Annotated in this window: 15 protein-coding genes; 3 read left to right on the top strand and 12 right to left on the bottom strand. The window is 57.9% G+C overall.

The window, feature by feature from the left end:
• Positions 1–12 precede the first annotated feature (12 nt).
• Together U6037_RS19460 and U6037_RS19455 are read right to left on the bottom strand one after the other, a co-directional pair.
• On the bottom strand, positions 13–1167 hold the full coding sequence (locus U6037_RS19460; protein WP_322844208.1) for a DNA cytosine methyltransferase: 1155 nt from the start codon (positions 1165–1167) through the stop codon (positions 13–15).
• Between the two features lie 123 nt (positions 1168–1290).
• Positions 1291–1509 carry a pyocin activator PrtN family protein gene (locus U6037_RS19455; RefSeq protein ID WP_322844207.1) on the bottom strand — a complete coding sequence of 73 codons (219 nt, stop codon included), beginning with the start codon at positions 1507–1509 and terminating at the stop codon, positions 1291–1293.
• 383 nt (positions 1510–1892) lie between these two features.
• Here U6037_RS19455 and U6037_RS19450 point away from each other — a divergent pair, with 383 nt between their 5' ends.
• The gene (locus U6037_RS19450; RefSeq protein WP_322844206.1) at positions 1893–2255 is read left to right on the top strand and encodes a DUF6124 family protein; all 363 of its coding nucleotides are present in this window, start codon (positions 1893–1895) and stop codon (positions 2253–2255) included.
• A gap of 86 nt (positions 2256–2341) precedes the next feature.
• Here U6037_RS19450 and U6037_RS19445 read toward each other — a convergent pair whose 3' ends face one another.
• The 3 genes from U6037_RS19445 to U6037_RS19435 form a co-directional block, all read right to left on the bottom strand.
• Positions 2342–3757, bottom strand: coding sequence for an amino acid permease (locus tag U6037_RS19445; protein ID WP_322844205.1), 1416 nt, complete (start codon positions 3755–3757; stop codon positions 2342–2344).
• A 127-nt stretch (positions 3758–3884) separates the two neighbouring features.
• Positions 3885–4937: an ornithine cyclodeaminase gene (locus tag U6037_RS19440; RefSeq protein ID WP_322844204.1), complete on the bottom strand. Its 1053-nt coding sequence runs from the start codon at positions 4935–4937 to the stop codon at positions 3885–3887.
• A gap of 50 nt (positions 4938–4987) precedes the next feature.
• Positions 4988–6022 carry a histone deacetylase family protein gene (locus tag U6037_RS19435; protein WP_322844203.1) on the bottom strand — a complete coding sequence of 345 codons (1035 nt, stop codon included), beginning with the start codon at positions 6020–6022 and terminating at the stop codon, positions 4988–4990.
• A gap of 119 nt (positions 6023–6141) precedes the next feature.
• Between U6037_RS19435 and U6037_RS19430 the strand changes: the two genes are divergently transcribed.
• Positions 6142–6642, top strand: coding sequence for an Lrp/AsnC family transcriptional regulator (locus U6037_RS19430; RefSeq protein ID WP_322844202.1), 501 nt, complete (start codon positions 6142–6144; stop codon positions 6640–6642).
• A 77-nt stretch (positions 6643–6719) separates the two neighbouring features.
• Here U6037_RS19430 and U6037_RS19425 read toward each other — a convergent pair whose 3' ends face one another.
• Positions 6720–7088: a hypothetical protein gene (locus tag U6037_RS19425; RefSeq protein ID WP_322844201.1), complete on the bottom strand. Its 369-nt coding sequence runs from the start codon at positions 7086–7088 to the stop codon at positions 6720–6722.
• A gap of 178 nt (positions 7089–7266) precedes the next feature.
• Between U6037_RS19425 and U6037_RS19420 the strand changes: the two genes are divergently transcribed.
• Positions 7267–7479, top strand: coding sequence for a hypothetical protein (locus tag U6037_RS19420; protein ID WP_322844200.1), 213 nt, complete (start codon positions 7267–7269; stop codon positions 7477–7479).
• A gap of 3 nt (positions 7480–7482) precedes the next feature.
• On the opposite strand, the gene U6037_RS19415 is transcribed toward U6037_RS19420, so the two are convergent.
• From U6037_RS19415 to U6037_RS19390, 6 genes are read right to left on the bottom strand one after another with little or no spacing between them, the layout of a single operon-like run.
• Positions 7483–8274, bottom strand: coding sequence for a transporter substrate-binding domain-containing protein (locus U6037_RS19415; RefSeq protein ID WP_322844199.1), 792 nt, complete (start codon positions 8272–8274; stop codon positions 7483–7485).
• 59 nt (positions 8275–8333) lie between these two features.
• Positions 8334–9203 (bottom strand): copper homeostasis membrane protein CopD, encoded by an 870-nt coding sequence (gene copD, locus U6037_RS19410; RefSeq protein WP_322844198.1) that lies wholly within the window; start codon positions 9201–9203, stop codon positions 8334–8336.
• Between the two features lie 3 nt (positions 9204–9206).
• Complete coding sequence (gene copC, locus U6037_RS19405; RefSeq protein WP_322844197.1) at positions 9207–9581, bottom strand: copper homeostasis periplasmic binding protein CopC; 375 nt, start codon at positions 9579–9581, stop codon at positions 9207–9209.
• 31 nt (positions 9582–9612) lie between these two features.
• Positions 9613–10482 carry a copper resistance protein B gene (locus U6037_RS19400; protein WP_322844196.1) on the bottom strand — a complete coding sequence of 290 codons (870 nt, stop codon included), beginning with the start codon at positions 10480–10482 and terminating at the stop codon, positions 9613–9615.
• 11 nt (positions 10483–10493) lie between these two features.
• The gene (locus U6037_RS19395) at positions 10494–12191 is read right to left on the bottom strand and encodes a copper resistance system multicopper oxidase (protein ID WP_322844195.1); all 1698 of its coding nucleotides are present in this window, start codon (positions 12189–12191) and stop codon (positions 10494–10496) included.
• A 53-nt stretch (positions 12192–12244) separates the two neighbouring features.
• Positions 12245–12925, bottom strand: a complete 681-nt coding sequence (locus tag U6037_RS19390) for an NAD(P)H-dependent oxidoreductase (RefSeq protein ID WP_322844194.1) — start codon at positions 12923–12925, stop codon at positions 12245–12247.
• Positions 12926–12989: the final 64 nt, after the last annotated feature.

Below are 12989 nucleotides of genomic sequence, written 5' to 3'. Positions count from 1 at the left end.
TCCCTTTCTCTCTCAAGCTACTTTGTTCTGGTTGTTTTGTGTCGTGGCGGCCATGATTACGCTCATAATTCCCAGCGAAACTAAGGGGGAAACACTATTTCCGATCATTCGGAAACTGTGCCACTTTGTTGGGTGAAATACGAACCAATCGGGAAATCCCTGAAGTCGAGCTGCCTCCCGTACATTGATCACTCGACCCTCAGACGGGTGCAAGGGTCTGACTGCCTGAAATGACCCTTTATCCGACCCTGTACCAGCGCGAAGTGTTGGACTCAGACCGTCCCAACTTAATTTGTGCGACTTGCTAATAATGTCTGGCTTGCCATTTGGTGTGTTTTTATAGCGTAGTGAAATTTCTTCAGAGTGCTTAGTCTCCGTTAGACCAGAAACGAAGCCATCTTTAAGTTTTTTTACGCTCTCTGGCCATCCAATACCTTTCGGTGGAGCTGTTCTCATTTTTTTTGCGTAAGGCGATAAGTTTTTCTTATCTTGACTTGGATAAGGGGTCCAAGAGTAATCGTTGTAATTTTTTGTGTCTTTAGTTGGAGCGGGCAGGTCGAAAATTGCGTCTTTTACGGTTGTATGTTTTTTTACTTTTTTTGCTAAAAATTGCTCGATCGTCAAGGATAATATTTCTTGAGGATCATACCCAATTACCAATACTCGGTATCGATTTGTTGGGGCGCCGAAGTCTGCAGCGTTAATAACGAAAGGTCCTAGTATTGTGTATAGTTCGGAAATTTGCCCGATGCCATTTGTTAGTGTTTCAATATTTTCTTCGTCTAAGATTCCCTGGACATTTTCCATTACAAAAAACTTCGGGCGAAGCTCTTTAACATGGCGGTAAAAGTGATGAACAAGATCGTTTCTTGGATCATCCTTCTGCCTTTTTCCTATACGGCTGAAACCTTGGCATGGTGGGCCGCCTATAATTCCATGGGGGCGTTTGTTGCCAATTAGAACTTTCCAGTCGTTTAGTTGTATGTCGGCTACGTTGCCTTCTACAACTTTTGTGTCGGGGAAATTCTTTTTGTAGCCTGACTGAAGTGTTGAATCAATATCAATTGCGGCAAGCGTATGAAAGCCCGATAGTTCGGCGCCTAGCGAAAAACCGCCACAACCAGAAAACAGGTCAACAATGCTGGGCGTGTCCGTGAACGTTTCCATTCAAACCTCAAAGTAAAAACTGCGCGTAGCATACCTTCGGATTTTTCTTTTGTCGTCGTCAGGTATGGCTTTGTGCCGCTTTGCCCTTCATGTGGCGCGGCGCTGTCTTCTGTCTCCGAAGCGCTAGGCCGGCGTACGTCCGAGCAGCCTGTTTTGCTCCTGTGTAGCTCTGACGCCTTGCCGATCAATGTAGTCGGCAAGGTCCTGTATTTGCAGACCAAGGGACGCCTTTTGAGTGTCTGCACCTAGTCTCGTTATGGGTATATCTATCTCTCCTTTTAATTGTTTTTGCTTAAATTTTTGGAAAAAAAGGGGCGGATTTATTTCTGGGAAAGGGTTCACTTTTTTCAGTTCACCCGTGCGAGTCCTTTAACAACACTATGCTTGTTTAAAAACACCTAGGTGGCGCCACTAATGGCCTACACGACCTTGCGCCACCCCCTACACCTAAGACAGAATCCGCCGGCTTGTGCGTCTAGCTAGCGGGTTCTATTGTTCCTGGGTCACTGAAAACCAGTGATCGGGTTTGGTAGACCCGCAGCACTGATGCATTGCGTCACCCCATGCAGTCGCATTTTTGCGCCTGGATTATGGTGGCCATGCTCAGGGCTTCTTCGGAAGCGCCGGTTCCAGTGCTCCGGTCTACCAACCTGTGTATGGTCACCACCCTTCGTTTGGTAGCGAGAGTGGATGGCTCCCATTTTGTAAGTGCTGGAGTTCCATTTATGTTCAAAGTAACGCCCAACCCACCAGAAACCGATCCCGCATCCCCCTACGAATCCCTCAACTCCAAAAAACTCCACGAAGCCGCCGAGCGCGCGCTCGATCACTACCTCCTCCCCACCTGCCACATCATGTCCAGCGTCAACGAGCCCGAGCGCATGTACCTCGCCAATCCGAAGTACGACTCGGAATCCCTGCTGGCCAACGCCAGTGAAACGCTGAGTTCCGCTTCGGAAATGCTCAACAACTTCGCCGCAGCACTCGACCCCTCGCACCGCAAAACCGCGCTGGGCATCGCGCAGGTGGTGATGTTGGGGGAGTTGGCGGTGAATCAGGCGTTGGATAACGTTGAGGTGAAGGCATAAAGCCTGTTCCGCCATGGGCGGGTGAAATGCTCGTTCACTGATAACAAAAAGCCGTCACTTCCAAGTGACGGCTTTCGCTTGCACATCTAACCAAACTGACTAGCCGACCCAACCGCAGATTTCGGCTTCCTCAACCGCGTCAACTGATAAGCAATCGCCAACCAAACAAACCACCCTGGCATCACCATCAGCGCAATCCGCGTATCAGGCCGCAACGCCAGCAACCCCAGCACAAACCCCAAAAACGCCAACGAGAACCAAGCCATCGGCACACCGCCGGGCATCTTGTAAGCCGACTTCGCATGCAGATCCGGACGTTTTTTCCGGTAGGCAATGTAAGACGCCAGGATGGTCGACCAGGTGAAGATCACCAGAATCGCCGACACGGTCGAGACGATGGTGAACGCGGTCATGACTTCCGGCACGATGAATAGCACCACCACGCCGACCAGCATCAACAGCGTGGTGAACGCCAGGCTCAGCAGCGGCACGCTGTTGCTCGACAGTCGGCGGAATAGGCCGGGGGCGTTGTCCTGATTCGCCAGCCCGAACAGCATGCGGCTTGATGAGAACACGCCGCTGTTGGCCGATGAGGCCGCCGAGGTCAGGACCACGAAGTTGACGATGCCGGCCGCTGCTGGGAACCCGGCGACGAGGAACAGTTCGACAAAGGGGCTCTTGACCGGGGAGACCTGTTGCCACGAGGTCACGGCAATAATGCAGGTCAGTGCCAACACGTAGAACAGGATGATCCGCAGCGGAATTGAGTTGATCGCTTTGGGCAGGGTTTTCTCCGGCGAGCGGGTTTCGGCGGCGGCGGTGCCGATCAGCTCGGTGCCGGCGAAGGAGAAGATCGCCATTTGAAATCCGGCGAAGAAGCCGAACAAGCCGTTGGGGAATGCCGCTTGTTTGTCCACCAAGTGACTCAGGGACGCGGTGACGCCGCTGGGCGAGACGAACGAGCTGGCGATCAGTACGGTGCTGACGCCGATCAGGGTCACGACGGCAATGATCTTGATGATCGCGAACCAGAATTCCACTTCACCGAACAGCCTGACGGTCAGCACGTTGAGGGCGAACAGGGTCGCCAGCATGCCGACGGCGGGTATCCACGCCGGGACGTCGGGGAACCAGTACTGGAAGAAGCCGCCGACCACGACGGCATCGCCGATCACCGCCACGCTCCAGCTCAGCCAGTACGACCAGCCGAGGAAGAATGCCGCGCGCGGGCCGAGGTAGGCACCGGCGAAGTCGGCGAAGGTTTTGAAGTTGAGGTTGGACAGGAGCATTTCGCCCATGGCGCGCATGACGAAAAACACGAACAGGCCGATGATCATGTAGATGAGGATGATCGACGTCCCGGAGAGGGCGATGATCTTTCCGGAGCCCATGAACAGGCCGGTGCCGATGGCGCCGCCCATGGCCATTAGCTGGATATGACGATTGCTGAGCGTGCGCTGCAGCGCGGGCTGTTCGGGCAGCCCGGAAGGGGTCGATTTCATTGCAAAACCTCTTGATTTTATGTTTTTGAGTTTTGGCAGAAAGTAGGTGTCGAGCGTTCTTGTTAGAGGTGCAGCGGCTAATCACAAGGTGAGTCGCCCCCTGTGGCTTGGGGGCGGCGGTTAGCGATCAACTGACGGTGCGCAGACGCGAGGCTTTGGCCGGTTGCGGATCGAGCAGTTGGAAGAGGTTTTTGATGTTGGCCGGCGTCGGCACCAAGTGGATGCGCTGGCCGATTTGCTGTGCCTGAGCCAGGTCTTTCAGGTAGCGCAGTGAGGAAAAGTCCTCCAGGGCAAAGCCCACCGAATCGAACACCGTCACCTGCGCATCGTTTTCGCGTCCGGCGACTTCACCCTGCACAATCCGGAAAAACTCGATCACCGGGGAATCTGTCTCCAGTTGCTGAATGTCGCCTTCAATACGGGTTTGCGGTTCGAATTCGACGATGACCCGGGCGTTGCGCAGGATGTCGGCGTGCAGTTCGGTTTTACCCGGGCAGTCACCGCCAACCGCGTTGATGTGCATGCCGGGCTCGATCATTTCCGGCGTCAGAATCGTTGCGTAGGTTTTGTCGGCGGTGACTGTGGTGACGATGTCCGCGCCCTTGACCGCGTCCTTAACGGAGTTGGCCAGGATCACTTCAATCCCCGGGAACGCGGCGAGGTTGTGCTTCAACTTGAGTGAAGCGTCTCGATCGATATCGAAGATACGGATTTCACTGATGCCCAACATTTCATGGAAGGCCAGCGCCTGAAATTCACTTTGCGCACCGTTGCCGATCAGGGCCATCGAGGTCGCACCCGGGCGCGCCAGCGATTGCGCGACCAGTGCCGAGGTTGCTGCGGTGCGCACGGCGGTGGTCAAGGTCAGTTCGCTGAGCAGCGTCGGATAGCCACTCTGCACATCCGCCAGCAGACCGAAGGCCATGACCGTGAGCAAGTTCTGCTGGCCGTTGTTCGGGTGGCCGTTGACGTATTTGAATGAGTACTGCTGGCCGTCGTCGGTGGGCATCAACTCGATCACGCCGTCTTCCGAGTGATTGGCCGTGCGCGGTGATTTATCAAACTGCGCCCAGCGTGCGTAGTCCGCTTCGATGTAGCCGGCCATTTCACGGATGGCACGTCGGATGCCGACTTGGGTGAACAGGCGTGCAGCATCATCGACATCAATAAAAAGCGTCATGTTCTTGTTCTCCGATCCAGTCATTGAAAGGTTGTAGAGCGGGGGCCGGCTCAGCTGCGTTTGCTCTCGAAACCGTGCAGCACGTTGACGGCATTGATGCCGATTTCATCGACCATGTAGCCGCCCTCCATGACGAACAGGGTCGGGCAGCCGACACTGGCGATCAGTTCACCGATGCCGATGAAGTCATCACTTTCGAGCAGGAAGTGGCTGATGGGATCGTCCTTGAACGTATCGACACCGAGGGAAATCACCAGCACTTCAGGCGCGAACTGCTGAAGCTTTTTGCAGGCGTGGAGCAGGGCGTTGCGGTAGCTCTCCCAGGTGGTTTTTTTCGGCAGGGGATAGTTGAGGTTGTAACCCTCGCCGACACCCGCGCCGACTTCGTCGCTGTAACCTGAAAAGTACGGATAGGACACCGCCGGCTCACCGTGCAGCGACACGAACAGGACGTCGCTGCGTTGGTAGAAAATGTTCTGCGTGCCGTTGCCGTGGTGGAAGTCGACGTCGAGCACCGCGACGCGTTTGGCGCCTTGGGTGATGGCTTGTTGCGCGGCAATCGCGGCGTTGTTGAGGTAGCAATAACCGCCCATGTATTCGCGCGCGGCGTGATGGCCGGGCGGGCGGCACAGGGCGAAGGCGCTGTCGTGGCCTTCATCGATCAGGGCCAGGCCGGTCAGGGCAATATCGGCGCTGGTTTTCACCGCTTGCCAGGTCGTCGCGGTGATCGGCGAGCCGGCATCCATGGCATAGAAGCCGAGCTTGCCGTCGATGAACGTCGGCACCTCTTCGCCGGCCAGATCGCGCACCGGCCAGACCAGCGGCAAGGCGTCGTGAGTGCGACCGGTGGCGCACCATTCGCCCCAGGCATTTTCCAGAAAACTGACGTAGCGCTCGCTGTGCGCGTTGACGTAGCACGAGCGATCAAACGCGCGCGGTTCGACGATCTGCCCGAGGCCGACCTGTTTGACGCGGTTGTGCACGGTGTCGGCTCGACTCGGTTGCTCGAACGACGGTTTGAGCACGCCGTCTTTCAATTCGGTGCCGTGGTGCAACCGGTGGGAATCACTGAAAACTGTAAACATTCTGCGCATCCGTTATTGTTAGCCAGTGCAAATATTCTGTTCCGGCTGGGCTGCGCTTTCTTTGCTTTGTGTTCGTTATTCAGTCGATTATTCGGGCGTTTTTACTCAGGAATGGCGTCATGCAGAAAAAAATATCCAAACGCATCAGCCTCGACGAGACTGACCTGGCGATTCTCGAGTTGTTGCAGAAAGACGCCAGTATTTCCAACGCTGAACTCAGCGAGCGGCTGTCGCTGAGCCTTACGCCGTGCTGGCGGCGGCGCAAGCGCATGGAGGAGGCGGGGGTCATCAAGGGCTATCAGGCCAACCTTGATCGGCGAATGCTCGGGCTGGATATCATGGCGTTCGTGCACATTCGTTTTTCCACCCACGCCGACCACGCGCCGGACGCCTTCGAGGCGGTGATTGCGCAATTGCCGCAGGTGTTGGCCTGTCACAAGATCACCGGTGATGCCGATTATGTGTTGCAGGTGTTGGCGGAGGATCTTGATAGTTACAGCGACTTCATCGAGCAGGTGCTCAGGCGTCAGGTGGGGATTGCCTCGATTCAGTCCAGCCTGGCGTTGCGCGAGGTCAAGACCGGTAGCCGGATTGCGATTCCTAAATCGGCAAAGGACTGAGCGAGTAGTGGGGCAATCATCTTTTCAGTTTAAACGCGTTGTAGGTTGTTGATGCGCTATTGCCACGCAGGGCTGTATCAACTCCAGCCTTTGCAGTGAGCCGTAATCTCCTCCCACACTTCCCGATAGCTATACCGCAACCGCGCGGTGTGCAGCTTATGCAGTTGCCGCCGAATCCAGCTGTGCTTGTTTGCGAGCAGCATCTGCTCGATTTCCCGATTCAACGAATCAGGTTCGAAACCTGTCCAGACTGGCGGCAGTACGCATTCCAGATTTCCGGCGCAGACGACGGCGACTTCCGAGTACAGAATGTCTTTGATCTGTTCCGGGTCGTAGCCTTCGACTTGCCTGGCGATGTAGGGGTAATCGACGCCGCTGTCGACAAAAATGTCGGAGAGGGCGGATCTGATGTTGTAGAGCTCGGCAGGGCTCAGTTCTCGTCTCAAGCTTGGGTCTCCTGGCGTTAAATGGCGTTGAACCGGTTGCACTGGGCGGTCCTTGGCTGACGGATAGGCGATTCTGAACGCGCGCTGTCGATCAGCAAAGTTTCATCTTGCCGCGTGCTGCGCAGGCCTAGTCTGCTGAGACAAGATCGTCGCTGTTCATCCCGAGGGGAATCGTGCCATGCGCCTGAATGTCGTCAAAGTGCTGTTGATCGCTGCAGCGGTATCGGTGTTGAGTGCCTGTTCGGGCACGGGTGGCTTGACCACGACTAGTTGTTTCTCCAGCGATTGTCAGTCGCCGCAGGGGCGTAACGCCAATACGTTGAAGTTTGGTGGCAACAGTATCGGCAGCAGCCTCAATCAGTACAGCTCCGGCATGCTGCATGACGATTGAGGATTACTGCGCGGCAGGGACGGCAATCCACTCGCTGAGGGTTTGCTGATACTTGCCGGTGACTTTGCTCAAGTGCAGCCACTGATCGACATAAAGTTTCCAGCTGATGTCATCGCGCGGTAGCAAGTAAGCCTTCTCGCCGTACTGCATGTACTGATGGGGATTCACCGCGCACAGGCCCGGTTTGAGTTTCTGCTGATACAGCGCTTCCGAGGCGTCGGTGATCATCACATCGGCCTGGTTGTCGAGCAGTTGCTGGAAGATCGTCACGTTGTCGTGCAGGGCCAGTTGCGCCTTGGGCAGGAAGGCGTGGACGAAGGCTTCATTGGTGCCGCCGGCAGGTTCGACCAGGCGCACGTTGGGCTGGTTGATCTGTTCGACGGTCTGGTACTTGCTGACATCGGCGCAGCGCACCAGCGGAATCTTGCCGTCGGTGTCGAGGGTGTTGCTGAAGTAGGCTTTTTTCTGCCGCTCCAGCGTCACTGAAATACCGCCCATGCCGATGTCGCACTTGCCGGCCTGCATGTCCGGCATCAAGGTTTTCCAGGTGGTTTGCACCCATTGCACTTTGACCCCGAGGCTGTCGGCCAGCGAGCGGGCCATGGCGATGTCGATGCCTTCGAAGTCGCCGTCGGGACGTTTGAAGGTGTAGGGCTTGTAGTCGCCCGTGGTGCAGACGCGCAGTTCGCCTTGTTGCTGGATGCTGTCGAGGTGCGAAGGGGTTTCCTGCGCTTGAACGGCAGTGGCCAATGTGAGCGCGCCGCAGAAGATCATCGTGCTTTTTGGAATTGTCATTGAGATCGCAGTTCCGAGAAGGAAGGGTGACCCAGTGTAGTGAAAGGCTTTCCCGGGTGTCATCCCGCGTCCGGGCTTAACGTGCCGAGCCACGCCACCAGTGCCACGATCAGCAATGCGATTGCCAGTTCAACGACAACGCTGCGTCTTAGCGCATTCGCCGCGACGACATGTTGTCCATCGCGCAATGCCTGCTGCAATGCCGGACCAAGATGAAAGCGATTCAACGCTGCCAACGCCAACATTCCGGCAAACAGTAAAACCTTGATCGTCAGCAGCATCCCGTACGTGCCGAGCAACACTTCATCCAGCCTCGGGCCGACGATGAACAAGTAATTCACCACGCCGGTGATCGACAGCGTCAGCACAATCGCTGCGCCGACCCACTCAAAGCGCCGAACCGCAAACGCCAGCGAACGAATGCGTGCTTGATCAACCAGCCCCCGCGTCATCAGCACCAGCGCCAGCATCGCACCCAGCCACGCACCCGCCGCGAGCAGGTGCAGAATGTCGCTGAGAAAATGCCAGAACCGCAGCGCTCCCTCGTCCATCGCCCCATGCCCGCTCCAGGCCAGAGAGGCGAGCGCAACAGCGCCGGTAATCGACGCAAGCCAAGCCCCCGGCCTGATCAACACCACGATCAGCGCAATCATTCGTACTGCCCACGCCAGCCCGACGTCGGTTTCCAGCAGCATCATTTGCAGGTGTGGCCACAGCGCCGCAAGCGCCGTTTCGCCACTCATGGCGCGGGTCATCAGCACCAGACCAGCCACCGACAGCAGCGCCCCGATCAACGCCATCCCGCGCAACAGCGACCGAAACCGCAGCGTCGAGTCAGCGCCGTAAACCCCAAACAACGCCAGCCCGAACACCAGCAGCAAATCCACATACAACGCAAACCGCAGGAGGATGTTGATCAGTTCGCCCATCGCTTACTTCACTTTGAACGTGACGTTGCCGGTGATCGGGTGCGTGTCCGAGGACACCGCGCGCCATTCGACTTGATAAGTGCCGGCGGGCAATGGAGAGAGCGGGGTAATCAGCATGCTTTTCGGGTCGCTGCCGGCGCTGACTCTGGCTTTCATCGGCATCGGCGAATGGGCCATGCCGGGCATTTCGGTCATGACCAGTTTGGCGCCGGAGAACCGGGTCAGCAGGTTCTCCGAAAAGTGCAGTTCAATCTTGCCGGGCGCCGGGCCATCGGCACCTTCGGCCGGGGTCGACGACAGCAGTTTCGGGTGGGCCTGGGCGAGGCTGCTCAGGAGCAAGCCGCTGGCGAATACAAGGGTGATTTTCAAGCTGCGCATGCAAGAGCTCCGGGTTGTTTTCTAAGGGGGTTCAGAACCACAGCCGCACGCCGAGCACGAGCCGCGCTTCGCTGCGATCCTCGCCTTCTTCGCGGGCGTAATCGGCGCTGTTGCCGTAAGTGCGGTTCCACGTCACGCCGATGTACGGCGCAAATTCGCGGCGGATTTCATAGCGTAAACGCAGGCCGGCTTCGGTATTGGCAAGGCCGGAACCGATGCCTCGCTGCGGATCGTTTTTGCCGTAAATGTTGAGTTCAGCGGTGGGCTGCAAGATCAGGCGATTGGTCAGCAGGATGTCGTAGTCACCCTCGAACCGCAGCGCGCTCTGGCCGCCTTCACCGATAAACGCGGTCGCCTCGGCTTCGAAGTTGTACAGCGCCATGCCCTGCAGGCCGAACGCGGCCCAAGTCTGTGGCGCGCCGGGTTTGAAGTCCTGACGCACGCCGCTGACGACGTCCCACCACGGCGAAATCGCATGGCCCCACAGCGCCTGAATCTCGGCGTCCTCGGTCTTGCCGTTACTGCGTTCGCCTTCGGAACGCAGCCACAGACGATCGATATCGCCACCGATCCAGCCGGACAGATCCCAGGCCAGCGCGCTGCCGTCATCGGCGTCCTGCCATTCGAGTTTGTCGGCGAGAAAGTACGTGTTGATCGCGCTGTCGTGGACTTGATGGCCGCCGGGGCTGGTGAACACAGCGGCGCGGTCGGCGTCGGTCAGCGGCGGGATCGGCGTGCGACTTTCGGTTGGCGCGGCGGGCTGCATCATGCCGTCGTCCATGCTTTGCATTGCCGAATGATCCATGCCGGGCATCTGGCTGTGATCCATGCCCGGCATGGCGCTGGCGGCCATCGCCGAACTGCCGATCAGCAGCAAGGAAAACGCAGTAAGTCGAGTCATCAGCGGCCCCTTCATTCTTCCACCCGCACTTCGCGGAACATGCCCGTTTCCATGTGGTACAGGAGATGGCAGTGATAGGCCCAGCGGCCAAGTGCGTCGGCGGTTACGCGATAACTGCGGCGCGTACCGGGCGGCATGTCGATGGTGTGTTTGCGCACCTGGAAGTCGCCGTTTTCGTCTTCCAGATCGCTCCACATGCCGTGCAGATGAATCGGGTGGGTCATCATCGTGTCGTTGACCAGCACCAGGCGGATGCGCTCGCCGTACTTCAGGCGCAAAGGCTCGGCGTCGGAGAATTTGATGCCGTTGAACGACCAGGCGAATTTTTCCATGTGGCCGGTCAGGTGCAGTTCGATTGTGCGGCTCGGGTCGCGGCCATCCGGGTCTTCGAAGGTGCTGCGCAGGTCGGCGTAGCTCAGCACGCGACGGCCGTTGTTGCGCAGACCGAGGCCGGGGTCGTTGAGTTTTGGTGCGGTGGTCATGGCTTGCATGTCCACCAGTGGATTGTCTTTTTCGCTGGCGGGATGGGCTTGCATCGGGCCCATCGCCGAATGATCCATGGCGCTCATGTCCATCGAACCGTGGTCCATGCCGCCCATGCCCATGTCGTCCATTGTCACCAACGGGCGCGGGTCCAGAATTGGTACGGGCGCAGATAACCCGGCGCGAGTGGCGAGGGTGCCACGGGCAAAACCGGTACGATCCATGGCCTGGGCAAACAGGGTGTACGCTTCGGCGTCCGGCTCGACGATGACGTCGTAAGTCTCGGCCACGGCGATGCGCAGTTCATCGACGCTGACCGGTTTGACGTGCAAGCCATCCGCCGCGACCACGGTCATTTTCAACCCCGGAATGCGCACGTCGAAGTAGGTCATCGCCGAGCCGTTGATCAGACGCAGGCGCAATTTTTCGCCGGGGCGGAACAGACCGGTCCAGTTGTTATCCGGCGCGTGGCCATTCATCAGGAAGGTGTAGGTGGCGCCACTGACGTCGGCAATGTCAGTGGGGTTCATGTTCATTTCTGCCCACATCTTGCGATCGGCAACGGTGGCGCCCCAGCCTTTCTCGCTGACGTCATCGATGAAATCGCCGACGGTGCGTTTGTGGAAGTTGTAGTAGTCGGATTGTTTTTTCAGGGTCTTCATCAGGCTGGCCGGGTCTTCGTCGCTCCAGTCGCTGAGCATCACCACGAACTCGCGGTCGTAGTGGAACGGCTCCGGTTCCTTGGCGTCGATCACCAGCGGGCCGTAGACGCCGGCCTGTTCCTGCAACCCGGAATGGCTGTGATACCAATAGGTGCCGTTCTGCCGCACCTTGAATTGATAGACGTACACGCCACCCGGTTCGATGCCGTGAAAGCTCAGGCCCGGCACGCCGTCCATGTTCGCCGGCAGCAGAATGCCGTGCCAGTGAATCGAGGTGCTGGCGCTGAGTCGGTTGCGCACCCGCAGCGTCACCGTGTCGCCCTCGCGCCAACGCAGCAGCGGGCCGGGCAGGCTGCCGTTGATGGTCATTGCCGTGCGCGGGCGGCCGGTGAAGTTGACCGGGGTTTCGCCGATGAACAGCTCGAAGTCGCTGCCGCTCAGTTCATGCAACTGACCGGACGCGTTCAGCGCCCAGACTGGCGAGCGCCATAGGCCCAGACCACCGAGCAGGCTACCGGCGGCGAGGCCTTTGACGAAGGTACGTCGGGAAGGGTTGGAAGGCATGTGCTGGAAATCCCCGTTTGACTCATGACGGGGAGGCTAACCAGCGCCGGCTTTCAGTTGGCTGAGGCGGGGATTACAGTTTTGTCAGCTTCAGTTGCAGCGAGATGGTCGGCCAGATCCCGCGCCTGTTGTGACGCCGCGAGCCGCGACTGACGATCGACGCCTTCGCCGAGAATGGTCTTCTCGACGCTCAACTCATGCACATCGCTGATGCCGATAAAGTCGAGCCATGCAGCGACGTAGGGTTTCTGAAAGTCGAAGCGTTCGGCGGGCGTGGCCGACTGCGCCGCGAAATCCATCCCGCACGCATAGGCGCCCACGGCGGTTTTGTTTTTCAACAAACCTTGCAGGCCGCGTTCCGGATCGAAGCTGAAGAGGATGTCCTTCTGCGACACCAGGTCGATGAAGTGCTTGAGCTTGTAGGGAATGCTGAAATTCCACAGCGGCACCGACAGCACAATAATATCGGCGCGATGCAGGTACGCGGCGAGGTGCTCGAGTTCATTCCACGCCGATTGCTGGGCGGATGTCAGTGGCGTACCGCTGAGGCCGGCGTACTTGGCATTCATTGCCTCTTCTCCGAACTCCGGCAGCGGCATGCCCCACAGGTCCAGGGTTTCGATGTGGGTCTGCGGCTGATGCTGCAGATAGCGGTCGATGAAGCTGCGCGCCACTTGCAGTGAGGCGGAGCGTTGTTTGCGCGGTGAGCATTCGATGTGCAGAAGGGTGGTCACGTGAAGCCTCGGCAGTCGGGGGAAGAGTGCGAGGCATTGCAACATAGCGTGCTTCAAACTATAA

It is taken from the genome of Pseudomonas sp. B33.4, from assembly GCF_034555375.1.
GTDB lineage: Bacteria > Pseudomonadota > Gammaproteobacteria > Pseudomonadales > Pseudomonadaceae > Aquipseudomonas.
The sequence above is the reverse complement of the archived record's forward strand: the minus strand, read 5'-3'. Positions and strand labels throughout refer to the sequence as shown.

Bases quoted from the DNA above. Each gene is read 5' to 3' on its own strand.
- U6037_RS19460 (WP_322844208.1), bottom strand. From the start codon at position 1,167: ATGGAAACGTTCACGGACACGCCCAGCATTGTTGACCTGTTTTCTGGT.
- U6037_RS19450 (WP_322844206.1), top strand. From the start codon at position 1,893: ATGTTCAAAGTAACGCCCAACCCACCAGAAACCGATCCCGCATCCCCC.
- U6037_RS19445 (WP_322844205.1), bottom strand. From the start codon at position 3,757: ATGAAATCGACCCCTTCCGGGCTGCCCGAACAGCCCGCGCTGCAGCGC.
- U6037_RS19440 (WP_322844204.1), bottom strand. From the start codon at position 4,937: ATGACGCTTTTTATTGATGTCGATGATGCTGCACGCCTGTTCACCCAA.
- U6037_RS19435 (WP_322844203.1), bottom strand. From the start codon at position 6,022: ATGTTTACAGTTTTCAGTGATTCCCACCGGTTGCACCACGGCACCGAA.
- U6037_RS19430 (WP_322844202.1), top strand. From the start codon at position 6,142: ATGCAGAAAAAAATATCCAAACGCATCAGCCTCGACGAGACTGACCTG.
- U6037_RS19420 (WP_322844200.1), top strand. From the start codon at position 7,267: ATGCGCCTGAATGTCGTCAAAGTGCTGTTGATCGCTGCAGCGGTATCG.
- U6037_RS19415 (WP_322844199.1), bottom strand. From the start codon at position 8,274: ATGACAATTCCAAAAAGCACGATGATCTTCTGCGGCGCGCTCACATTG.
- copD (WP_322844198.1), bottom strand. From the start codon at position 9,203: ATGGGCGAACTGATCAACATCCTCCTGCGGTTTGCGTTGTATGTGGAT.
- copC (WP_322844197.1), bottom strand. From the start codon at position 9,581: ATGCGCAGCTTGAAAATCACCCTTGTATTCGCCAGCGGCTTGCTCCTG.
- U6037_RS19400 (WP_322844196.1), bottom strand. From the start codon at position 10,482: ATGACTCGACTTACTGCGTTTTCCTTGCTGCTGATCGGCAGTTCGGCG.
- U6037_RS19395 (WP_322844195.1), bottom strand. From the start codon at position 12,191: ATGCCTTCCAACCCTTCCCGACGTACCTTCGTCAAAGGCCTCGCCGCC.